Annotated in this window: 7 protein-coding genes; all 7 read right to left on the minus strand. The window is 51.8% G+C overall.

Annotated features, from left to right (window positions below; genetic code table 11):
• Position 1 precedes the first annotated feature (1 nt).
• On the minus strand, positions 2 to 6,832 hold the full coding sequence (locus GO493_RS18325; protein ID WP_198315754.1) for a type I polyketide synthase: 6,831 nt from the start codon (positions 6,830 to 6,832) through the stop codon (positions 2 to 4).
• A gap of 85 nt (positions 6,833 to 6,917) precedes the next feature.
• The gene (locus GO493_RS18330) at positions 6,918 to 7,361 is read right to left on the minus strand and encodes a hypothetical protein (protein ID WP_157307680.1); all 444 of its coding nucleotides are present in this window, start codon (positions 7,359 to 7,361) and stop codon (positions 6,918 to 6,920) included.
• Between the two features lie 11 nt (positions 7,362 to 7,372).
• Positions 7,373 to 9,154 carry a hypothetical protein gene (locus GO493_RS18335; RefSeq protein WP_157307681.1) on the minus strand — a complete coding sequence of 594 codons (1,782 nt, stop codon included), beginning with the start codon at positions 9,152 to 9,154 and terminating at the stop codon, positions 7,373 to 7,375.
• Between the two features lie 9 nt (positions 9,155 to 9,163).
• The gene (locus GO493_RS18340) at positions 9,164 to 13,153 is read right to left on the minus strand and encodes a hypothetical protein (protein WP_157307682.1); all 3,990 of its coding nucleotides are present in this window, start codon (positions 13,151 to 13,153) and stop codon (positions 9,164 to 9,166) included.
• A 1-nt stretch (position 13,154) separates the two neighbouring features.
• Complete coding sequence (locus GO493_RS18345) at positions 13,155 to 14,084, minus strand: hypothetical protein (RefSeq protein WP_157307683.1); 930 nt, start codon at positions 14,082 to 14,084, stop codon at positions 13,155 to 13,157.
• A 2-nt stretch (positions 14,085 to 14,086) separates the two neighbouring features.
• Complete coding sequence (locus tag GO493_RS18350) at positions 14,087 to 15,592, minus strand: hypothetical protein (RefSeq protein ID WP_157307684.1); 1,506 nt, start codon at positions 15,590 to 15,592, stop codon at positions 14,087 to 14,089.
• 4 nt (positions 15,593 to 15,596) lie between these two features.
• On the minus strand, positions 15,597 to 25,148 hold the full coding sequence (locus tag GO493_RS18355) for a DUF6603 domain-containing protein (RefSeq protein WP_157307685.1): 9,552 nt from the start codon (positions 25,146 to 25,148) through the stop codon (positions 15,597 to 15,599).
• Between the last annotated feature and the right edge of the window lie 38 nt (positions 25,149 to 25,186).

Consider the following 25,186-nt stretch of genomic DNA (forward strand, 5'->3'; position numbering starts at 1 on the left):
ATTATTTCATCGATGATTTAATGATTTGAATAAGATCGTCAGAGTGGTCCTGCAGGAGGTTGTGCGCGCCGTTCAGGTATACTACAGAGAAGCCGGCGGCAGACAGTTCCTGCCATTTCTTTACTTCTGCGGGAGGCACCAGGGTATCCTGCAAGCCGCCTATGACTGTGAGCGGTACATCTATCATCCCTTTTTCAGGCAGGTAGCATTCCAGTACCTGGAGGTCTGCCCTCAGCAGTTCTGTGCCCTGGTTCAAAGCCATTCTGCGGGTAACGCTGTCCTCTCCTTCATAATTCTTCAATACAGCCTCAATAAAGGCCTCTTCTTCCAGCAGGTATGTCTGAGTATCAGAAGGCGTTAAAGGCGCTGCGCAACCACTCAGGAACAGGCCTTTTGGCAGCTTCCTGTTGCTGCGTTTCAGTGCTGTATAAAATTCATAGGCCATTAAGGCACCCAGGCTGTGGCCGAAGAGGTAGAAGTCTTCTTCCCCATCATGATAATCATTCAGGAGGTCATCTATCAATGGCCTGATATCGGTAAAGGCTTTTTCATGGCTTCTTTCTTCCCGTCCTCTTGGTTGTACAGCCACTACTTCCACATCGTTTCCGAAGGCGCCGGCCCACCTGCCGAAGATAGAGGCGCCGGAACCGGCATATGGGAAGCAAAGCAGTCTTGCTCTGCGTGTTGCCGCTCCTTCCTGTAGTACAATGAACCCTTTACCTTCAGTAACATGGGATTGTGCTCTTTCCAGGTAAATGCTGTCATAGATAAAATCACGTACGGCCGCGATAGTGGGATAATTGTATACGAGTGTGGCAGGCAGCTTGCAGTTAAAGTCTTCCTGGAGTTTTGTAACGAAGGTGATGGCCATTAGGGAATCCATGCCCAGGAAATTGAAACGCTGTCCGGCGTCTATTGCGTCCATTGATTCTATGAGCATCACCATTCTCAGTTCCCGCCTTACGATATCTTCTATCATGCTCCGCGCCTCTTCCGGCGTGCTGGTAAGGATGCTGTTGATATCCCGGTGCCGGGGCTGTTCTGTTTTTTCGCCCTTGCCAATCACTTCACTGAACAGGGAGGGTTGCAGGGAGAAATCTATGAACAGGCGGAATTTGTTCCAGTCGGCGTCTACTATCAATGAATATGGGGCGCCGGCCGCCAGCTCAGTTTCCATACATTCCAGGGCTTTGGCAGGCGGGAGTAAACGGAAGCCGAGTTTCTGCAGGACCTCTTTTTCATTGCCGGCAGCGCTCATCCCGGTTTCATCCCAGGGGCCCCAGTTAATGCTGCAGGTCTTTAACTGGCGGTCAGCCCGGTAAAGGCTCAGCATATCCATAAAGTAGTTGGCTGCTGTGTAATGGCTCAGCTCTACCGAGCCCCATAGTGCAGATACGGAAGAGAAGAGGATGAAGCAGTCCAGGTCACGATGTTCTGTTAAGCGGTGCAGGGTCCATGAGGAGGACACTTTTATCCGCAGGGTGTCCAGGTAGTTATTACGGTCCAGGTCCATGATCTTTGACATCCAGTTCACGCCGGCGGCGTGGATCACTCCCCGTACCGGTATGTTCCTTTCATCCAGTCCGGCGAAGAGCTGTTCCAGTAATGCGGTATCCCGAATGTCTGCCGAGATGATGTCTATTTTTACTCCGCCGTTCTTCCAGGCCAGGAGTTGTTGTACGATAGTATAATTGCTGTCAGTGTTTGTCAGTGATTCCCAGCTACTTTCAGCAGGCAGTACTCTCCTGCCGGTAAGCACAAGATGTTTTACGCCCTTTGATACCAGCCAGCCGGCGCATTGCAGGCCCAGTCCGCCCATACCGCCGGTGATGATATAAGCACCGTCTGCACGGAGAGCGACGTTGCTGCGTAGCCGTTTAACGTGTTCCAGCTGGCAGATGTACTGTTTCCCGTTCCTGATAGCGATGCAATGTTCACCTTCCGGCTTTAACACCTTCTGTAATACTTCATCGGCAGTGGAGGCGTCGCTGATGTCTATCATACCTCCTCTCCATTCGGGATGTTCCAGGAAGAGGGTGCGTGAAAAGCCCCAGAGCGGCGCCGCAGCCAGGTTGATCCCCTCGCCTGCTATTACCTGTTGTAAGCCGGTGGTGATGACCCATACAGGCATTACCAATGCGTTTTCTTTTGCTGCCTGGAGCAGGGAGATCAGTAATCCGTTAGTATCGGCAATGTATTGTTCCAGCGAGGTATCGGTACTATGACCAGCCAGGAAGAGCATCTTCCATTCCCTGTTGTTCTCCCGGCGATGCAGGTTGGAGATCCTGTCCAGTACTGCACTGCATTGTTCAGGACTGGTGTTGCCCAGATGGAAGTCTGCTTTGGCAGAGGATGTGCTGATCCAGTGAACGCTTTTTTGTTTTGCCTTCAGCCTCTGCAGCAACGTGGTTGTCATGCTGCCGGCCGCCCCTATTACCAGCCAGTTTGCGGGTTCTTCCAATGCTGATTCAAGACCCGCTGCGGGTAGTGCGCCACTGTCTTTCCAGGTTACCTGGTAGTGGTAATCTGACTGGGGCAGCTGTGCAGGAGCTGGTATTTTTTCCGGCGATGCAAATGCAGATAAGCGTTCTGCATTCAGTCCTTCCAGCCAGTAAGAGCGATGCTCGAATTTCTGCCCGGGGATGAGTGAGGGCTGGAAGTTGCCTGTTAACAGTGGTTCCCAGCGTATGTTCACTCCTTTGCGGTATAGCTGGCAGAGTGCGTCCAGCAGGAAGTATCCTTCTGTTCTGTCGCCCTTTTTGATATTCAGTGTACGTAATAAAGATTCGCTTTTGCAGCCTGAATCGTTGATAGCTACCAATGTGCTGCTGCCTGGTCCTACTTCAATAAAGTGAGCGATATCTAATGTTGATATGACCTGCGCGGCTTCATAAAATTCTACTGTATGCCGCAAATGCGCTACCCAGTAGTCTGCATCCGGAACATCCTGCATAACAGCACCGTGGAGGGAAGATATCCATAACTTATCCGGCGCTTTGAAAGTAAATTTCTGAAGGTACTGGTAGAATGGCTCCAGTACGGGGTCCATGATATGGCTGTGAAAGGCCTGATCTGTTTTCAGCAGGTATACTTCTATGTTTGCAGCACGGCATTTTTCAAGTACCAGGTGTACATCTTCTGCATGCCCGGAAATAACAGTTTTCAGGGGACTGTTCACGGCTGCGATGGAGATCTTTTCAGGGTTGATCATTTCGCGGACTGTGGCAGCGTTGGTGAATACTGTTGCCATAGTACCGGTATCTTTTATGGTGCTGATCAGTTCAGCCCTTTTATGCAGTATCAGCATGCCGGTTTCCGGTTCAAAGCATCCTGCCAGGCAGGCGGCGGCATATTCTCCGAGGCTATGTCCAAGCAGAACATGAGGTGCGCAGCCACATTCCTGTAAAAGTGTGCCTAAAGCGTATTGTACGGCAAAGAGGATGGGTTGCATGTAACGATCGCTCCACAGGCTGGTATCTTCTTCTTCAAAGGCCAGACGCCACAGGGGGATCTGGTCTTCTTTATCCAGCGCCCTGGCGCAGCGGTCAAAGGCATTCCGGAAAACGGGATAGCGGAAGTAGAGCTCCCTGCCCATATGCAGGTAATGTTCTCCCTGGCCGGTGAAGAGGAAGCAGATCTTCCCGGCGTCATCTGTTGTTGTGGTCAATGTACTGCCGGACATTGCCGCCAGGCGTTCTTTTAAAACATTTATGGAGCTGACCAGGAAGGCCTGCCTGTATTTCAGGTCGGTACGTCCTCTCAGCTGGGTGTAGCAGATATCGTTGATTGACAGAGATGTTCCCTGTTCCAGCCATTTCTGCCAGAGGGCTATCTGGGCATCCAGTCCGCCGGGAGTCATGGCTGACAGTGCAAAGGGGGAAGCATATGCTAATGTATGCCCTATTCCGTTACTATAGGCTGGTGCTGAAAGTGGTTCTTCCAGTATAGTATGTGCCAGGGAGCCGCCGAATCCGAAGGAGCTGATGGCTATCCGTTTCTTTTTAACGTTCCAGGGGGTAAGCCGGGTGGGTATGTGCAGGCGTGTGCCCTGCAGATGGATGTTGGGATTTAATTGATCAAAATGAAGCTGAGGGGGGATCTTTCCATGCTGCAGCATGAGGATGGATTTGATCACGCTTGCGATGCCTGCTGCCGCTTCGAGGTGGCCGATGCTGGCTTTGACGGAGCCCACGTAGCAGGGAGCGCCTTCAACGTTGCCGTAGATCCTGGCCAGTTGTGCCATTTCAACGGGATCGCCGGCGGCGGTACCGGTGCCATGAGCTTCTATACAGGAGATATCTGCACGGTTGATATTTCCTTCTTTCAAAGTCCTTTCTATGAGCCTGGCTTGCGCTTCACCACTGGGGAAAGTTATGCCTGGACTACGACCGTCCTGTCCAGTGGCTGAGGCGCTTACTACAGCCAGTATCTTATCTCCGTCCCGCAGGGCGGCGGAGCGGCGTTTCAACATTACCAGTCCGCAACCTTCTGCCCGTACATACCCATCGGCGTTTGCATCGAATGTTTTGCAGCGGCCTGCGGGCGACATCATGCCAAACTGGGACAGGGTTATGGTGGGGCCGGGAGAAAGGATGGCGTTCACCCCTCCTACTATTGCCTGTGTGCATTCTCCATTCAGGATAGCGCTTACGCCCAGGTGCAGGGCTGTGAGCGAAGATGAGCAGGCGGTATCTACTGCGAGGCTGGGACCTTTCAGGTCATAGAAATAGGACAGCCTGTTGGCCGCTATGCTGTTGGCGTTGCCCAGACCAGAATAGGCGTTGAAGCTTTCCATGCCTGGCATGAGCTTGATCTTCATATAGAGGTAATCGTTAGTAGACACCCCTACAAAAACGCCGGTATCTGACCCTTCCAGGCGTTCTTTCTTCCAGCCGGTATGTTCGAGCAGGCGCCAGGAGGTTTCCAGCAGCAGTCGCTGTTGCGGGTCCAGCTCAGGCGCTTCGTAGGGAGAGATGCCAAACAATGCAGGATCGAACTGGTCTATCTTATCAATGAACCCAGCCCATTTTGTATTCATCTTGCCCGGTACGGCAGGGCGGGCATCATAAAAAACGTTATTATCCCAACGTTCCGGCGGTACTTCGCTGATAGCGTCTGTGCCTGTGCTGAGCAGTTCCCAGAATTTCTCCGGGGTGTCAGCGCCGCCAGGAAAGCGGCAGGCCATGCCTACTATCACCACGGTATCTTCTTCATTAATGATGTTTGGGGAAGGATACAGGATAGGAAGTTTTCCATCCAGGTATTGCCGGATGCAGGCAGCTCTTGATATTTTGTAGTTGCTGGTACGTGGTAAACATCCGGCAGGGATCAGTATGATACCTGTAGCTGTAATACCAAATGCTTCCGCCAGGTTGGTGCGGACCTTTGCCGCTACCTGTTGCAGCTGTGCCTGTGTGCTGTGGCGGTGCACTTCCTGGAAGATGTAAAACTCTTCTTTATTGTTGTCTGTATATGCGGCGCATGCTGTATGATGATACAGTTGTAATAGCTCCTGGTCTATACGTACGGTCTGTTCCACGTCTTCTGCCGGGTAGTTTATACCGCGTACGATGATCATTTCTTTCCGGCGTCCGGTCAGGTATAGATAAGGCCCTCTGATAAATCCTGTGTCGCCTGTCTTTAGCAGGCGGGAATCAGTCAGCTCACCAAGATATCCGGAAAAGTTGCAGTTGCTTTCTGTCCATATTTCTCCTTCCTCTTCTTCGCTGCAAGGGCTGCCATCGGGTCTGTGAATGGTGATGTTTATTTCGTTATCGATGGCATAGGGAGTCATGAGTCTTATCTGCCGGCGGTCTACCTGTTTCCTGTATATGGCTGTATCCAGTTCCTCCATCCCCATTCCTCCACCCGCTACCAGCAGGGAGGCTTCTGCCAGCCCGTACACTGGTTTAAAGGCATTCCTGTCAAAGCCGGCCGGGGCAAATTTTGCGGCAAAGCTGTTCAGGGTTTCAACGGGCACTGTTTCGGCGCCGACGTAAACGTATTTCCAGCTGGCAAGATCCATTGTGGGTTGTGCTTTGCGGCAGCATAGCTCAAATGCGAAGGCCGGAGCAGCGGCGGCGTTGGCTTTATAATCGCTGATCATCTGCAGCCATGCTGTTGGAGAGGCGAGGAAGGAAGTGGCCGGCATAAATACGCCGAAGCCGCTTTCGAACAGTACGGTGAAGAGATGCCCCAGCAAACCCATATCGTGATGGAAAGGCAGCCATCCGGCTACTCTTACCAGTTCCTGCCGGTTAAACACACGGTACATGAATGCCAGGTTGCTGATCACATTTTCATGCCGCAGCACTACTCCTTTGGGATACGTAGTTGAGCCGGAAGTATATTGGATGTAGGCAATATCACCGGGTAATATATCCGGTAACGTTGCCTTGCAATTGTTTTCTTTTTGTAATGAGGCCAGTGTCAGTACTTCTGCGTTTGTGCCGTTCAACTGTTCCCGGTATTCTTCTGCTATCAGCACTTTGCTGATCTGTTCTTTCTGCAGGATGGTTTTCAGGCGGCCCATGCCGGTCCTGTCCCTCACGCTTCTGATGGGCGGTATTGGTGCGGGGATGACGCCTGCCAGTATACAACCCAGGAAGCTGAGCGTGAATTCTGCCTGTGTGCCGGCACACAGTAATACTATCTCTTTCGGGTTACATACGGTTAACAGGTCCTGTGCGATGCGGGTACATTGTTCGCGCAGCTGATTGAAGGTAAATACCTGTTCTTCTTTTCCTTCGTTGTCCAGGAAAACAAATACATTGTCATTCTCCCTGTTTGCAGGGAATTGTAAAATAAGGTCTGCAATAGTTCTTTTATCCATATACATATTAGCTTAAAACAGCAGCGCCGCAACGGGAGTGTGCGACTGCTGCTGTTTACCCTGTTTATACGGGTTGTACTTACAATTAACGGCAAGGTCCATTAACGTCCATGCTACGGGCGGTATTGAGGCTTTGCACAAGTGCGTTCCTCACCATACGCTGTACGTAAGCTCTTCTTTCTTCAGTAGAAGCTGTTGCCAGGTTTCCCTGAACGATAATGGCGGAGATAGTAGAGGCCCCGGATATTCCGTTGATCTGTACCTGCCAGTTACGGCCACCGCCGGCTATTGCTCCCTGTACGTCCAGTCTTACAGTACGTACGGAGATCCTGAAGGGAGGGAGGCGCCAGATGTCTGCAAATACCAGCTGGGAGATGGCATCTGTAGCATCCTGGATATTAGCCGGGCTGGGTACGTGATAGTTATTTATAGGACCGGTATTAACAATGGTGATGGTACAATTGGGGTCGTTAAATAGTTCTGTTTCGGATGCTGCCCCTAAATTGGGATCTAAGGATTGATTTTCCATGATGATAGGTTTTATTGTGAAGAATAAGATGTGTCTACCAGGATGTTGCTACCGTTCTGCAATCCTTCTTCCAGCGCTTTTTTAACCAGGCTTTCCACTTTTTTCTGTTTTTCTCCTTTTCTCAGGCTGCCGTGTACATGAATGCCGGCGATGACGTTACGGTGCTGGATGCCGTTCACGTGAATGCCCCACATTCTACCGCCGCCGGCTACTGTATTTTCCAGTACGAGGCTTACAGAACCTTCTGTGATCCGGAAGGGAGGCAGGCGCCAGATATCATCGTAAGTGAGCTGTTTGATGACTTTCTTTGCGTCCTGTTTGTTTGCGGTGGATGGAGCGAAATAGTTGTGGATCTTTTGCGGAGTGCGGAGTTCTCTTGCTGCCGGCGTGTATGGTACAGTCAGGAGGCTCTGGATGGGTGTACCGTCCGTGCCTGTTCCGTTAAGTGTATATGTTCCGGCTTCCAGTTTCAGGCTTTTAGAGCCATTCCCTATATCGGCGCCGGTTATATTATAGTTGCCCGGGTTGAGCGCAAGACTATTGAGATTGGCGGTTACCCAGCTGAAAGTGTATTCATCGCCGGCGCCTTTTTCGGCGTTGAAATATTGTATCTGCGGATGTGTGGTATCGGCGCTTCCGAGGTAATAGACATCGCTGTATCCGCCCGGCTGGAAGATGGTCAGTGTGTTGAGATTGGTGGTTTGTACCATGCGTGCGGCTCTCCATCCAAAGGGGACGGTAGCGAAGGCTGGCGCTGACAGTTTCCCGCCTGCATCTTTCTGTGTGTATTTGAAATAAGCCAGTTCTACAGGCTTTAAGCGGAATGACAGTGTTTCCTGTGGATTCTCCCTGTAGCCGAAGGCTGTCAGGATATAAGAAGCGGTGTCGGGCATGCTTTCGTAGTTACCCTGGTAGGCTTCCAGCAGGTCCTGGCCGGGTGTAACTTCCAGTTCTGAAATGACTGGCCGTACGGTGCCATTGGGTTTTTGAACGGCTGTGCTGGCAGCATACAGGGCTTTCCAGATCAGCTTTACGTTATCTGTTACGCTGATAGGCGTAGTGATAATGGGATCTGACCTATACTCTGTAATGTAGGGGGCATGTTGTGTGAGTGTTACTTCCTGTTCTGCGTGCTTTCCATCACCGGTAAGTACCTGTGCTGTATAGATCCACTGGTCTTTATCGTCCGGTACATAGACATCGCAATTGCCGGGGTATGGAGGATCTCCCTGTACGGGGAATGTCCTGATAGCGGGGTTGCCCTGGAAGCCTATGATCTTTACCTCGATGCCCCCCATGGATTGCCAGTAGAGTGTAGATAGCTGTCCCTGGCCTACTACGGGCGGTTGCAGCCAGGCTATGATGGCCAGTTGCGCCGGTTGTTTGGTGACGTTCATGGAGGCGCTTCCTTCATGCGATCCTATATATTCGGCGGCGGTTACGTTTGCCGACCCTACGGTGCCGTTGATGGGCACTCCTTTGAACAGTACCACTATGTTATCGCCCGGCATCAGGGTGCTTCCAGCGCCGGTCTTTGCCTTTATAGCAAAGTAGTTGGTGTTGGTCACTTTACCGCATACAAAAGCTGCCGTCTGCGATTCTGACTGGAACGAGGTGGAAGTGACCAGTTCAGGGGGGAAAGTGATGTCTATTTCATCCCCATGGGGGCCTCCTGTAAATTTAACATCGTTGCCATCGGGAGGGTTGGTGATGGTAAGTGTCATGTTAATAGTGGTGCCTACAAACACGTTTGAGGGCTGCAGATCGTACGTAAAAAGAGTTTTCGATGCCATATGATCAGCTTAATTGTTTTCAAGAGAATTTGCGTTTGACAGTGTGATCCATCCTTCTATCAGTTTCAGGTCCTCCTGTTCCATAGTAGCCAGGGGAGAGTATTGTTCTATTGGTACTTCCGGGTTCCAGCTGGTTACATCTCTGCGGGCCATCCATCCCCAGGAGCCATGTACTTCTGCCGGCGTAGGCATTTTGATCTTTAACGGATCGAGCAGTAATGGTCCGGCGCGGAAGGTAGATTTCAGCGCCATGAGGGCGTTGGAAACCGGTCCGCCGGGGAGGCTGAGCGTATTTGCCGGCAGGCTGCCCGGCACTACAGGGATGATACCGCTGGGATCTACCAGCATGGTCAGTTTTACTGTACTGCTATCCGCAGAAAGGTCTATTACATGTCCTCCCTGTACATACCCGCTTTCAAATGCGTTGTTTGTCTGCATGCCGTCTGCCAGACCGCGCAGGTCTCTTTGTTCCCTGCTGCGGAACATGCTGATGGCCTTACCTGTCTGTGCCGCGTCGTATACGGCGTAGAAGGTCTGGTAATCATCTGCCTGGAAATAGCCTATCACGCCGTTATCTGCCAGTAAAGGATCTCCTACGCGCAGCGGGAAAGGCACAGACATAAAGGGAGGATTAACGGGATCGTATACACCGGATTGGTTGTAATATTTCCCGGTGTCAATCCAGCTCTGGTTATAGATGGGGTTACCTCCCAGGGTGAGGCTGACTTCGGCCCTTACCACTGCCAGGGGTTTGCCCAGCAGGATAGCCTGGTTACTGGCGGCATCCTTGAAAGTTTCAGCAGTCCACAGTGTAGCATCTATGGCAGCTATGAGATCATTATATGCGCCGGCACCGTCAAAGCCTGTACGCAGCAGGTTGTTCACAAAGGCCTGCAGGTGCGCATTCTCAAGTTCAGGCGGAGCACCCAGGGCGGTGTTCAGTCCCGGAGCGGCATCCCACCTGATGGTATAATGGTCTTCATCACTTTTATGATCGTCTGTTACTTCTTTCTGTACTTTAATAACTGAGCCCTGGTTGTGACCATCCGCATCAAAGATGATGAGAGAATCGTCCAGGTGATTGGCCATTACCCAACCGCAGATAGGATTGGTAAGATCAGATGAGTTGGTGAGGATGTTGTCATCATCATTTTTCAGCAGATTCATTCTTGCCAGTGTGGGTTGTGCCAATCGTGGCGCCAATTGTCCGTAGATGGTACCGTCTCCGGAGTAATTAGGGCTTTGTGTTATGAGGTTTTCTGCCCATTTTATTTTTGGCAGGAGCTTCAGTCCGGGGTCTTTGCAGCGCATGACCTGTCCGAAAGCATCTACCACCCAGAGGTCTGTGACAGAGAAATGTCCTGACCTGATGGGGAAGAATGGTTTTGCTGTTTGCTGATCAGCATCTCCTGTTACAGGTTTGAAATTAGCGTCTGTATTGCCCAGCAGCTGTAATACTGATTGTTCATCGGGGTAGGTGTTCATGGAGATGAGCTGTGTGGCCAATTGTTTGGTGAAGCCGCTCATGGACTGTGTCAGGATATCTATCTTGCCGATCTTTGCGGCCACTACTTCCAGGTCTGTTATTACAAAGTCAGGCAGCGTGTTGTAGATGGGATCGTCTTCAAACTGGGAGAGTTTGGTTTGTATGACCTGCGCAGTTTTTGCGTTCAGTACAGTGCGACCGTAGAATAGCAGTCCGCCGGAGGATGGGATATTATTCCCTGTCCATTCGAAATCTATATCTCCCAGCTTCCAGTCTTTCAATGCCCCGTTCACGTCGAGCGATGTGGGGTACCAGCTAAGTGACCAGTCCATATAGATGGGTGACCATGGTTGTTTCACTATTACTGATACGGCTATCGGTGAGGGCAGTACGCCGGTGAAGCCGGCTACTTCTTTGAGCGCCTGCGCGGGGAATCCGAGCGCTTCGCTGTCGTTCCATACGGAGGTTTGCTGTGTTTTTATCTGGGCTGCCAGCTGCGCCAGATCTGCCGGGCTGGGTGTTACTCCACGCCTCATGAAATAGAGGGAGGCCAGGAAGGTGCAGCTATCGGGGTCCAGCAGGACTGATTCGATCCAGAGGTCCATCGCTTCTTTGGGGATGGCGTTCCATGCGGGCATCTGTGCTTTACTGAGGATATCTGCTGCCCCTAATGTATAAGTTTTTGTATCGCCTCCCATTGTATAGGAGACTTCTATGCCTGTTATATTCTGGCCCGTAAAACGTACGAAGAGCTGTTCATCTTCGCTGTACTGTCCGGGCGCGGTGAGTTTGGTGTCGAGTTGTCCGCCGCTGATCATGATAACCGGGTCTGTGGGCTGTGCAGATGCCGGCATGTCGATAGCTTTGAGCACATAGTCATCTCCCAGTGTAGCTTTCAGGGCATCGGCGGCGCTTTTTACTGCGACCACCTGCTGGTTGTAGTTGTTGATATTGCCTGCCAGCGAGCTTTTGATGGCGGTAATGCTCTGGCTTACTTTTTCTTTTACGGATGGAGGGTCCTGGCGTTTAAGAAGGTTTTGTTTTATGGACAGCATAAACAGTTCCTGGCGTTGGGTCTGTATGAGTCCTACCAGTTCATTGACGCCCATCTGTTGCCGGTTGAGCGCTATCAGGGCCTCTGTTTCCTGTGGAGTAAGCGGTATGCTTTGTTGTCCGCCGGTGCCGAGGATATCTTCCTTTGAACTTTCCGGCCGTACCACTACCCATATTTGTCCGCCGTAAAACAGTTCAAAGCGGTCATTATGAATAGCTGTTTCTACTTTGACAGGATCTGCCTCGAGATCGGCCAGCAGGTCTTTCTGGAATGCTTCCAGCGCTCTTTCAATGATGGGAATGTCTTCGCTGCCCTGTGACCTTTCATTTACTACCATATTGGCCATGTAGGTAGCAATGGCTTCTACCGCATTGTTACCGATGGCTACATCGGGGAAAATGAGTTCTCCCCCGTCTCCTTTATTTGGAACTCCGGTACCATATGCGTGTCCGTCTCCCTGCCAGAATATGCAGGCCTGCGAGTGGCAGAGTGTCTGTTTGGGCAGTGGAGGCATAGTGTCGGTTATGCCGTGTTGCTGTTGCCAGTTATGCCATGCTATGATAGCATCTTTCGCCTGCTGGGGCAGGTCTATCTTAGAGGGGTCCCAGCTGCCGGTCAGTCCATGTTGCTGCTGCCATAACTCCCATGCCTGTACGGCTTCCTGTACATCGGCTACGCTATCTCCTACGCCCCATTCTGCCAGTGCCGCAATTCCCTGTTGCCATGCTTCGTCAGAATCTGTCGGAAGGTTGATGAGGATATCATTTTCGGGGTTATCATACCAGCCTATGATGGAGTAGTTATAGCGTGCTATATCTGGTCCCAGGTCATCATGCAGAGAGAAGACGTTCTTGACGTTGTCATATGCAACGGACCATGACACATCTCCCGGGCCAACGGCCTTTACAAAGGGACGTGCGGGCATTGCTTTACCGTCAAACGATGCGAGATCTGTATTGACGCCTATTCCTTTTACGGGGAAGTCCAGGTCTTCCGGGACGGGATATTGGCTGGGGCCGTTATCCAGTTGTTCAGGCGAGAGGTCTTCTATGCTGAACAGCATATCACTCTGTACTATAACAGCGCTTACTTCCGGCGCCCCCTGAGTTGGATCGGAGTCCTGCACCTGGTATCTGAAGCGGGTGATGAGCCAGCGGTTGGGCGCCAGCGGGAAGTTCACGTCTGTACCGTCGCTGGCATTATCTGACTGTTCCCCTTTGCGCAGGGTGTATGGCAACGTCCACATAAGGTGGGCGCCTGGCAAGGGACAGGGAGCTTCATTGAAAGGCGAGGGCTCATCTCCGTCCATCTGCATCCAGAGCTTGTAATAATTGTCTTTAGTACCTGACCAGGTGGTATCTGAAAAATAGTCAGGTTTCCCGATGAGGAGGATATCTGTTATCATCGGTACCATTACAACTGGTCCGGGCCACATGGGCATATATATGTCGTTTGCCATCTTAGTTTTCATTTTGAGGGGGACTGAAGAAACATTCAGGAGAATTGAGATTGTAGGTCTGTTTGCCGGCTCCCTGTACCAGTTGTATAGCCAGTTCTGAGGGCGTCAGTACGCCATCTTTCAGCGCTCCCTGGGGCATGGCCGCTGTGATGCTGGCTCTTAACCCATCTATATCCAGTACGCCGGGTTCCTGTCCGGCGCCGGTGAGCAGGGTGCCGCTTGCTTTGAGATAATTGCTGCCTGCTTTGATCTGTTCTCCTGCCGGGTATGTGCTGTTATCGGGAAAGCCCAGGCCTCTCAGGTATACCTGGAAGGTATCAGATGTGGGAGTATCACGTACGATGCCGAAGTGCAATCCTTCGCCCGGTTCTATAAAATTCACTGTATCGGGCACTCCGTTGAAGAGGCAGAGCAGGACATTATCTGAAAGCCGGTCCATACGTAGTATGTCCAGTTTTTTATCTTCCTTAAATGCTTCTATTTCCATTCCCGGCCATCCTGACACTACGCAGGAGCGGAATATGAGACCGGAGATGGGGCCACCGGCTTCCGTCACATCAGGAGGGGTTTCTTTCCTGAGCATGGCGCGCAGCTGTTGCTGCATGATATCTACCTGTTCATAGATGCTTTCGAAGAAGGCTTCGTTGAAGATCTTTTCCCGTGAAGAGAACACGCCTACGCTGAGGGCGCCGTCTATGAGCCTGTCCTGCCAGTTCCTGTCTATGTAGAAGAACCGCATGGATTCTGTGGGCAGCAGACGATCGTCAGGGACGAGGTATTCTACCGGCACGCCATACAGCAGTGATAGCTGTGCCAGCCAGTATGTAAGCTTGTCCGGCAATTCGGGCGCCGCTCCTTTTTCGTCTCTGGCAGACAGTATGTTGTTCACTACTGTTCTGTGAATGGTATCACGATTTCCCCAGGATTTCATAATTACGCTCCTTTTATTTTTTTAGTAAGTACCAGTAAAGGGTCTTCATCATTCTCGAACATGGCTTCTTTCTCCTGTTCTGTGAGCACTCCCGGCAATTGCGGATCCGGCGTTGCTGATGTTCTTAATTTCACCTGCGGCCAGTCAACGTTCCTGAAGCTTGCTGTAAACAGGCTTCTTACAGCGGCCAGCATTCCATCGGCTTCGTTGCCGGCGATGACCTGGAGCTTATCTGTGCCTACTTTCCTGGCGTTGGCCACTATTGCTCTGAGGTAGCGGTTCCTCCACTGGAAGAGGGCGATGGAGAAACTGGCGTCAGAAAGGGCCAGCAATCGTCCTATCTGCCATGCGGCGCTGTAGGCGTGGTTGAACAGTCCGTATTCTGGATCGTATTGTATTGCGTGATCGCTGTAGTGATAAGGCCCATATGCGAAGTCCCTTTTTGTAGGCGCAGGCATCAGAGGCCCGCGGTACCAGGAAGTGGCTGTTTCTCCCTGCCGCATGTTGTTTTGCAATGGGATATATCCTATTTCCAATGCTTCTTTTGCGGTGGCTGACAAGGCGCTGGTAGCGGCGCTTTCAGGCATGCCGAAGAGGGTTACCCCTCCCCTTCCTTTTTCACAGAGATCGCCCATGAGTTTGATGAAGCTGCCCTGTGCGGCGTTGACAGTAAACTGCCAGGCCCCCAGCAGGCAAAGGCGGATCTTTGTGTAGTTGCCCGGGATGGTGCTACCTCTGAGGTGGTCCTGGTGCCCTTCATAGGAAACCAGGAAGACGCTGTTACGGCCGCCGGCCTGTGGCAGGCGGTTACCGATAACAAGAGAGAAGCAACCGTCATCGTCCATGCCCAGCAGGATCTTCCCCCCTGTGTTCACTGTCCGGGCATGCGCCAGGAACGGCAGTTCCGATAGTTTTGGGGAGATAGACTGAAAGAAGCTGAGGTCAAGATCAACAACGGTCACTTTCTCATCTTCTGCACCGAAAAGATTACCCAATACGGGTGGGAGGATCTTTGGATCTTCCGGTGCTGCCAGTTGACTTACTGTCACGGTTTTGGGGTTACTGACCTTAGATGTACCGCCTGTGGTATCGAGATCGGCCGGATATAAGGTCAGCAAACCCATCCAGGGTATGACATTGCCTGCGCCGTCCTTTGCTGCTTCGCTGCCTTTCAGTTGTTGTGATGCGGCAGGATCTATGGGACGGGCCCAGGGCAATGAGAAGTTATTGAATACAATATTGGGTAGTACGTTGTCATACAATCCCTGCTGATTGGCAGGCGGATAGAGGGTATGGATCTGTGAGGGGTTGATGGAGAAACGGGGCCCGTCTATCAGCACCTGTTGTGTGGAGATGTAAGGTTTTACCGTTTCTCCCGGTATATCCAGTATCTGCTGTTCTGCGGACAGGGTATATTCACCTGCTTCCAGCGGTGGCTGAATAGAATCGAAGAACTGGATCTGTCCAGGAGCCACTGTTCCCGGCTCAGTACTCAAACCTGCATTCATGGAATTATAGTTTTGATTGTATGCTTATTTTAACCGTGCTTACTGTTGCTGCTGAGAGATCAAGACCGGCGTTGTTGAGTGATAAGTCTTTCAGCTTAGTCTTTGCATTTTTGGGCAATTCGCTGAAGCCGTACATACCGGTGATCTGGCTGTCCTGGTCTCTTACTGTGGCCAGTACACCATAGAATTCAACCTGCGTATTACCTGCCGGTACCTGGTAAATGAAGAGGAAGCCGTTTGTCAGCACCACCTTCTTCACCAGTTCACTCTTAGCACCGCTGCCGCCGGGGATACTATTCGCAGCTATCCATACGTCAGGTGCTGCATCCTTATCTACTTTTACGCCCAGGTATTTTGTTCCTTCCGGGAAAACGGCCTGGATCCAGCCTTTCACCGGTTGATCGTCAAGACCCAGCACATAGTTTTCACGCAGCAGTTTTGCTGTATCTATGACACCTGCATCTGCATGAGCAGATCTTACGCGTATGCGTTGACTGTTCTGTACTCTGATCATAGCAGCATCGCCCAATGCCCATACTTCATTTACTTTGGAGAGATGGGTATCTTTCTGCCAGCCGGTGATCATTGATCCATCAGCTTCATAGCCCTGTACAGCCACCTGCGCTGCACCCTGTGGTAAAGCGAAGGACTTTTCACCAGCAACGTACCTGTAGGATAATATGGCCCCATGTGCGTCGAAGCTGATGACCCGTACCGGCAGGTTTCCGTCCAGCTGCAGGGTGGTCAGCGCCCTGTTGTCTATTGCCCATAATGCCACGCTGCCGTCGTAGAGTGTTCTGGTATTGGCAGCAAGGCCGCGTTTCATGGCCTGCGACTGAGGAATGTTCTTCCTGGTGAGCCCACCGGTATGCTGCCAGCTGCTCTTCACACCCAGGCTTCTGCCTGTGCCTCTCGTAGCTGTATCTGTATTCCGTTTTACTTTATAGCGTTTCAGCATACCTAACAGCCTGGGCTCTACGAGAGGAGCTTCTGCCGGAGCTGCAAAAGATCTTGTTGCGCTTCTGTTCACCTGTTTTGCTGCTTCCGGTACGCCGCCATTCTGGTAGATGCCGATGCGGGCAATGACAGGCAATGCCTGGAGGATGAAATTGGCGGAAGAGGCCATCACTGTCAGATCGGGATCCAGCGGAGCTTCTATACTGCTTAGCTGCAATGCCGCATATACTTCATTGCGTTTGGCGATAGTAGCCTGCGTCATGATGGAGTTCATGATGACCTGGTAAGCCGTAGCCTGGTCTGAGTCAGGATAGCGTTGTGCTGCCGGGTAGCCTGGTGTATTCTTAAAGGGCAGCAGTTTGGGATCGCCCAGGGTATACGCCAGGTTGATTATAGGGAAAGGAATGACCTCTCCTATGAAAACGTACTGGTCGCCATCAAAGACCAGTCCGAATGACGCGTCAGGGATCAGCATTTTAGACGGATCGGGCGGCTGGCGCTTATTCAGGCCGTCTTTAGACCATAATGCGCCCGGAGCCCCGTTGCTGAACGCAGAGATCCTGATGTTGCGTTCTTTCAGGTTGACCTGTTCTCCTTTTGCATTTGTGATGGTGATAGTAAGTGGTGAGTTGAGGTCTGTTACCATACCCATAGGGCGTACGCCTACCTTAATGCCCTGCTGACTGTAATCTGAATTGGCTACGGTGGTCAGCGAGGCTGGTATAGATGTTTTGAGTGAGAAAGAGAACGGATATGGCTGGATTGACCAGAGATTGTTGTTCTCACTCTGTAAACCTGCTTCTGCCGCCCATTTCACTACCTGTTGTACGGGGTCTGCATTGAGTAAGCGAACACCGCTTCGGGAGCGTGTTTCCGATATTTCCGGCGCAGGCAGGAAGGAATCTGCAAAGGCAGCCCAGGTAAGGTTTTTATTGTCAGTAGCTGTGGTTCCTGATCCGATGGGGATAGTAAAGGAAATAACGTACCAGTCCACATGAACATGTCCGTGTGTTGGAGGGCCTTCCAGGTGTAATTGTGCACCCAGCTCTGCCTTGATGGTCAGGGAGATGCCCGCTATGGTAGTACCGAAGGATGCGCCTACTGTAATGCCTATATCCACATTAAAGTAGAATGGTTTCCATTCTATGAGGAAATTGGCGTAAGCGCTGAGCCATGCTTTCAACGGTCCCAGCTGGTAAGCGACGTTGATATAGCCGCCCGCCATTACAGCTGTGGGGCAGAGAGCGAAGTAAGCTCCGCCGCCTATGCTGATGCTGCCTACGCTGATGTCCATCTTCCATTGCAGTCCCAGGCGGGGTACTTCGGGGTAATAGACAGGCTTCTGGAATGAAGGGTGATAGCCGCCGAGGGAGATCACAAAATCGCCCGCCGGTATAGTGTAATCTTTTGTGACGATGGTCTTATACCAGAGGAAGAAGGCAAAGCCGCCGGTGACCTTACAATCGTTAGAGAGGACGAATGAGTTGGGGGTCAGTTGCGCTTCTGCAGAGATAATGCCCAGCTCAGGTTTGAAGGAAACTTTAATGGCCAGTTCGAAGTAGGCCAGGGCCAGGCTTTTAGGAATGCGTGGCGGTAAAGATGCGAAGCTAAGACCCAGCAGGTTCACTTCCCAGTCTTTGCCGAAGCTGAAGAAGAGCAGTGCTGAAGAGGTGATCAGTTCAAATGAAGTGAACTTGATACCTGCTGCCAGCCAGTACTGACCTACTTCCGGTTTTACCACGGCAGACAGTGCTACCAATGCTTTGCCGGGGTCTTCTCCTTCTGCGAAGGAGCCATCTACCAGGCCTTTCAGCAGCGGGAAGTCCTGAACCTCTGTGATATTGGGAATCTGTATAGACCTGTTGAAGCTGAAGCCGGCTGCTACTCCGGTGATGAAGAAGGCAGGTACGCCTCCCAGCGGAGCGTTCAGTACGGCAAAGATGAACAGTGAAGGCGCCGTGTCTGCCCCAGGGTTGGGAGATACCGGTACTTCAGCGTAAGAGCCCAGCGCCATAAGTGAGAAGGTGCCCGCCTTGATAACTGCAATGCCGTTGTAGCTTACATAAGTATTGCCCCCATCGGTTATTTCAGTTTTCACGAAGCCACCGTTAATCTCTACAGCCCCGCCTCTGAAGCTGATGTCAAGGCCGTCCAGGTCTACCGTATAGGCGCCGAAGTCAGTAGGTGTAGTTACCGGTACTCCTACTCTCAATCCGATTACGGAAGCCTTCAGTCCTGCGAGGTCTACACTGCCGGTGAAGAGGAATTTCAGCAACTTCTGCTGATCTTCCCAGCCCAGTCCAAGGCTATCTATATACAAAGGTCCGAAGCCACGTTGTACGGGCAGGATCACTTCATTACCGTTGCCGCTGCTGCTCTTCAGGTTTACCCAGAGTTTGCTGCTGTAGGCAGTGGTAACGGAGAAAGCCGGGTCTGTAGGCGGATTGGTGTTCTTATTTGTAGTGCCGGATCCCAGTATGTTATTGGCAATGGGGTTGTTGCCGCCACCGCTGGCCAGTTCTGCCGGGGAGAGAGAAATGCGTATATCGTCCAGTGTTACAGCGGCCCCGAAGTATACGTCCGGTGCGTTGCTGCCTTTAAAGTCCAGGCCGAATATTGCACGGGGTTGTACCTTCCCTATTTTGAAGCGGGAAAGATCTACCAGTGGTTTGCCGTCAGTGCCTATAAAGTCGAAGCCGAGATTGTAGAGCATCATCATGAACAGTCCGAAATCGACCGAGACGTTGCCGTTGTCTGACTTCACAGGCAGGTAGAACCCGATGCCGGGGTCTCCTGGTTTGCCGCCGCTTTTAACTATCCATTCATCGTTGCCGGGGGTGTTATCTCCCAGTTGCAGTACAAGGTTGGGGATGGCCGCCAGTTTGAGGTTGGGCGCTACCAGCCGTACTCCGTAGTAGTCCGGCGTACCGTCTTTAGGCCCTATGACAATGCTCCCTTTGTTATCTGTGCCGAAGGTGAGCAGTGTCAGTTTATTCTTCATCAGTGTGAGCAGCAGGTTGCCGAAGAAGCTGCCTGGTGTGAGTTTGCTGAGGTTATCTATTGTGTTGAGGCTGTACCTGTTGTTCTCATTAACGATGAGGGACATGGCTTCCAGCAGGAGGGCCGGTGTGGGCGCGTTGGCCGCGGCCACAATGGGGGTTTCCAGCCAGGTTTTGATCTTGTCTATATTCAATACCAGTACAGACACATAACGAGGCAGTACAATCTTGATAACGTCGAGGAGCCAGCTGCCTACTTTTGCCCCCAGGTCCCCATCGCCAGGGAAGAAAGATGGCAACAGTTCGCGGCAGAGGTCAGACTGTTTGCTGAAATCAGCAGCATCGCCCAGCGGGTCGAAGTCCAGCGTAAAGCTTTGACCGGGCACATAGCTTAATGACAGTTCCGGACCTGTAGTACCATCCAGCGGCACGAGGGCATGGAAGCCAAAGTTGAAGTGTACTGTGCCGTCTGCGGTATTGACGCCTACCCCGGTATCTGCAATGTCTATACGCAGCAGCTGGGTGGAAGGCAGGTTCAGTTGTACCCACAGCCCCAGCAGGCTATCGCTGTTTAAACCGGTTTTAATGGTGATAGGAAGCTGATCGCTGGGTTTGTATAGCAGACAGCCGTTATCCCGGCTTAAACCGGATAATACGCCTGATAACATGGCAATGATAGCATCTACCGTGTCGGGCGCTTTAGCGGTGGTAAAGAGGCCTTTCAGCCATGCCAGCGCTACGGCCTCCACATCTTCCAGGAGGTCGAGCTGTGTTTTGCCGCCACGTACAGCGGGGTTGAGAGCGTTGATGATATTGTTAACCAGCGTCTGTACATCTACCAGGTTGCCGAAGGTAGTGAGGCGGTTCACAAAATCAGATGCGCCGGCGGCAGATAGTTTCTGCAGCAATGTGGGCACCAGCTGGTTGATGAGTGCCGCAGCAGCCAGGCTGGCCGCCTGGCCCAGCAGGCTACCCCATCCCAGGAAAGGTAACAGTTGCAGGGAAACTCCTGAAGGTGCACTGGCAGAGCCCTGCCCTATTTTCAGGAAGAATGCTTCATTATATCCTGTGTTTGTGTAGAAGGCTACTGGCAGTTTGGAGCCGGAAGAGAGGGTCAGCTCTCCTGCAAAGGCAGGCTGATAGTTCTGGTCTAACGTGACGCCAAAGGAAAGTTTATTCAGGATACCCAGATCGTCCGCAATATTGATATCCTTAGCCGCAAATGAGAAGGCAGCTTTCTGATCGGCGCCGGTGATGTTTACTTCAAAACCGTAAGGAAGGCCTGTGATACTGGTACCGTTGGTAACAGGCGCAATGCTGATGCCATTGGAAGAAGATACTGCAGGCAGTTTACCCAGCATGGCCGCCAGTTTGGCGATGCTGAACTTACCGTTATCTCCCAATACCTGGTCAGAGAGGAGCCAGCCGAGAGGATCTTTTAGTATACCCAGCAGGGAATACATCTGCCAGAGCTCAGGTTCTGACTGCTGGCCTATGGCCCTGCCATTTACTTTTCCTGCAGGCAGCAGCTCCTGTACAAGGCCCAGGCCTTTGAAGACCTGTTGCACCAATGGGTACTTCCTTACCAGCTGCTCTTCAAACACGGCGTTGAGCATGATGTTGAGCGTATACACGGGTGCGAGATAAGCTACCTGGTCAAGGAAAGCGTCAGTTTTAAATGGTATCAGCTGCAGGGGCACGGCTGAGGGTTTAGTGCTGTCACCCCAGATCAATGCTGAGGTGAACAACACTTCCGGTGTGTCATTCAGGAACTTGAGTATGATATTGTTATCAAGGGTAAAGCCGACTTTGGGACAGTACAGGTCCAGCGCAGCTGTGAGCTGGCGGTTGTTAAGGTCCATCTGTATACCGCCGGTGATGTTGAGCAGTCCGCCTAACGTGAATGCATATTGCGGTAATACGCGCAGGCTTACCACGCCTTTTCCATCTGCGCCAAATGTGAAGTTGCCGAATTGTATATCGGGGATATACTTAGTCAGCTCTGCGATCAATGTTTTCAGCTCTTCTGTATTGCTGGCGGCGAACAGCGCTTCAAAGCGGGTTTTCAGTGCGGTAACGGGGTTTGAAACCACTTCCAGCAATGCCTGTGGATAGAGCGGATAGCCTTCTTCAGCCGGGCCGCAGATATCCAGTCCTGACAGCAGTTCCAGCGCTGCTGTGGGGAACTCCGGCAGGTTGGTCTGTAATACCTCTGCGATGAAGCTGAACAACACCTCTCTTTCTGCTTCAAGAGAGAGCAGCTGTTGTAACTGCGTATCGATGAATGTGTCAAAGTTTGCCAGCAGGGCATTCCAACCGGCGGAGTTGATGCCATATAACTGGTCTGCCGCATCCCTGGTGGGTATTCTTTCCAGCGCCAGTCCCAGCATTTCCAGCAGTCCGTAGGCTGTCTGGAACAACGGTTTTTCTTTTACCTCTGCTATGGCTTTTTGGATACCTGCGTTCAGCATAGCCAGGAAAGCGCTTTGCAGGGAAGCGTGGAAATTGGCCGAGAGGAAGTCCTGCAGGGTGTAAGTAGCTACCTGTTGCCCCGGAATGGTGATGTTTACCAGGGTTACTACAGGGGTGAACTTAATGCTGCCGCCGGAGAGATTGATGTTAAACCCGATAATGGCTTTTTCCAGGCTGCCGATGGAGGCAGGAAGGTTTACGAGGAGCCCGCCGGGATTATATAAGGTACACAGGAAGCTAAGTGAGGGCGCCTGCTGGTCAAGTACAAACGTTCCGTTCTGCAGGCTATACTTTATGCCATTCAGGCGGGTGGAGAGGTCTACGCTTACCTGCTGATATGCCCAGCTATCTGTACGGCCGGCGCCAATGCCAAGTATCTTATCCGCAGTATCATACCAGAATATAGCTTCAAAACCTTTGGGCAAAGGTGTGCTGTAAGGATCGTCGAAAGTACCTGTGCCTTTGATGGCAGGCGCGGTGGTCATGGAGTTGTTAATGGTCCATGAGAGAAGTGATAGCAGGCTATCTGCTGTCTGGGTGGTATTGAAAGCTGCTGCCAGCTGGTTCCTGATATCCGGCCAGGGATCGCTGAGGTTGCTGATGGACAGTTGCGGGAATCCCTGCCATTGCAATCCCTGGGGAAAGATGGGAGATTTGGAGATGTCTGGTAATAACCCCAGGGCGCCTGTCATCAGTAATCCGGCTCTTGTTTCAAAGCGGGTGAGCACTGCGCCCAATGCTGCCACCAGGAAGGGATTGAAGGTTTGCTGGGAATTTCTTACCAGGTCTTCCAGGTCTTTCAGCTTGCTGAAGTTGAGGCTTTGTCCAAGTACGATGTTTTGTCCGTCGACGATCAGCGTAGGTGCATCAACGTACATAGACCATGACCATCCTCCTGTGCGGGCCCATTGTGCGGAGAGCTGCGCTTTACTAACGCTTACCACTACACCGGCTATGGAAGGTGTTGTAATGCCCTGTGGCAAGGTAAGTTTTGCCGCTATCTGTGGCAACCAGTCGGCAATGATGCCATTATCCCCGTGAGGGAAAGTGATACTTACAGCGTCTATATTGAGGGAAGGAGCGATCTGTATTGAACCGATGGTAATAACGGGCATTAATTCCACACCAAGTACCAAAGTAGTAACGCCATCCACAGCTTGCTGATAAGCAGTTACATAGGCAGGCAGATTATTACCGTTCAGTGAGATGCCTGCTTTCCAGGGCGTAGTAGGTGTACCGTCACCATCGACGGTGATAGTGCTGCCGTCAGCAGCCACCTGCAGCAATAAGGCAAGTTCGTTCACCATCCAGGAGAAGGCTGCTTTACCGTCTACCTGTTGTGCGTAGCTGAGCACACTGGAATAGTAGTCAGCCAATGCAGACACCGGGTTGAGGATGGAGGTTACCATACCTGCAGGTGAGAATGGCGGCACCAGCGTGGATGGCCAGCCAGCTCCTGCGCTGGCAGGAGCAATGAGGCCAATCAATGCGGCAATATTGTCTGAAAAAGATTTCTGTCCGACGCCAATGAGAGCAGACAGTGCTTCGCTGAGCACGGCCGCGCCGGCGTTTGCCAGTTCTCCGGGGGATAGCAGGTTGATGCTGTCGTACTGGCTATCTGGCGTAATAACTGTATTGAGTAAGAATTGTGGTACTATCTTTCCACCGGTGCCAAGTTGTAAGCCGCCGCTGAGTGAACCGAAGCTGTATCCATCGTAGGCTATCAGCGGAGTACCAGCTGTCTTGTTGTTCAGGTTAAAATGGAAGAGGAAGCTGATGTTGGGTGATGCTGTCACGGCCTGTTCGCTCAGTCCGAAGGAACCTAATTCCAGTGAGGCTCCGATGACAAATACCGTATCTGAGGTACCCAGTGGGATATTGTTCCCTTTGAGTGAGAGGCCGGGATAAAAATAACGGAGGCCACCATCGGCAACGTCTGTCGCCACGGTAAATGCCAGTTGTCCGACGCTGTTGACGGAAAGAATGGTAACGGCATAAGGGTCTATGCGTGTGCCCGTTCCGGTTATAGTCAGCTGATCGTTACCCAGGAAGCCGGCCAGGCTTGTGATCCAGGCTTTCAATTGTTCACTATCCGTACAAAGTGCATTGAACCAGTTGAAGAAGAGGGCTTTTACGCCGCCGGGATAAGCCACCGGATCTGAGGCAGCTTTGAAGAGGTCATACCATTCCAGTAAGGGCAGTTTAACATCGGGTAAACCCGGTACTGTTTTAGAGAGGCCAAACAATGAGGAGATGTAGCGGATGCGTTGGTCCTGTCCGGGGAAGACGTATGTCAGCGCACCGATGAACAGGTTGGACGCTATGTCCAGTATTTCCTGGCCGGAGACGGCCAGGAGGTCTGCCAGGGAGCGGTTGGAGGGCAGCAGCTCTCCCGGTAGTTTAAGTGAGAGTACTTCGAGGGATACGCTGAAAGGATCTGCTGCGGGCAGGTCTACCATGGCGCTGAATTTCACGCCGTCGAATGAAAGTCCGGCGATATTGACCAGCGGCTGGTCCTTTACGCCACCTTCCGCAGAAATGCCTATACTGATGGGATATCCCGGGCTGTCGAATGTGATATTGAAAGAGCCGTTGCCGATGCGTACGAAAGGCAGGAGGCCCCATACATTCACCTTTAGCAGTGGAGAGGTATCGGGCACATTCCAGGTGTTCAGTACTCCCAGTCCAAGCACTGTTTCTGCCTGCTCTCCTTCCCCTTTGATGTAGCTGACTATGTAGAACCCTGTAGGTGTTTCCCCGTTTTTGATGGGATACCAGGTGCCCAGCAGTGCGGGATCCTGTACGGGTATACCCAATGCGCTGCCACCTACCTGTCCCAGAACCTGTGACAGTAATGATTCAAACTGCTGAGGGTTGACGGTTACTCCATTACGGATATTGGTGATGGGGTCCGTGAACCAGGACGGGTTCAGTTCGTAGATGGTGCTATTGCCGGGGCCGGGTTTTGCGGAGAGCAATCCTATGAGAACGCCGAGGCTGCCTAATATGGGGTCAAGGCCGGTGAAGGTGATGCTGTTGTTGTCTTCCAGATCACGTTCAGGCATGCTGACAGGAACGGTATATACCCGCGCAAGGGCTTTCTTTCGTGTGCTTGATGTTTTATCCACCTTTCAGGCTTTAAAAAATCAATAAATAATTGGGGTTC

Source organism: Chitinophaga tropicalis, from assembly GCF_009758205.1.
Lineage (GTDB): Bacteria > Bacteroidota > Bacteroidia > Chitinophagales > Chitinophagaceae > Chitinophaga > Chitinophaga tropicalis.

Excerpts from the sequence above, each read along its gene's own strand:
- GO493_RS18325 (WP_198315754.1), bottom strand. The coding sequence starts at position 6,832 with ATGGATAAAAGAACTATTGCAGACCTTATTTTACAATTCCCTGCAAAC.
- GO493_RS18330 (WP_157307680.1), bottom strand. The coding sequence starts at position 7,361 with ATGGAAAATCAATCCTTAGATCCCAATTTAGGGGCAGCATCCGAAACA.
- GO493_RS18335 (WP_157307681.1), bottom strand. The coding sequence starts at position 9,154 with ATGGCATCGAAAACTCTTTTTACGTACGATCTGCAGCCCTCAAACGTG.
- GO493_RS18340 (WP_157307682.1), bottom strand. The coding sequence starts at position 13,153 with ATGGCAAACGACATATATATGCCCATGTGGCCCGGACCAGTTGTAATG.
- GO493_RS18345 (WP_157307683.1), bottom strand. The coding sequence starts at position 14,084 with ATGAAATCCTGGGGAAATCGTGATACCATTCACAGAACAGTAGTGAAC.
- GO493_RS18350 (WP_157307684.1), bottom strand. The coding sequence starts at position 15,592 with ATGAATGCAGGTTTGAGTACTGAGCCGGGAACAGTGGCTCCTGGACAG.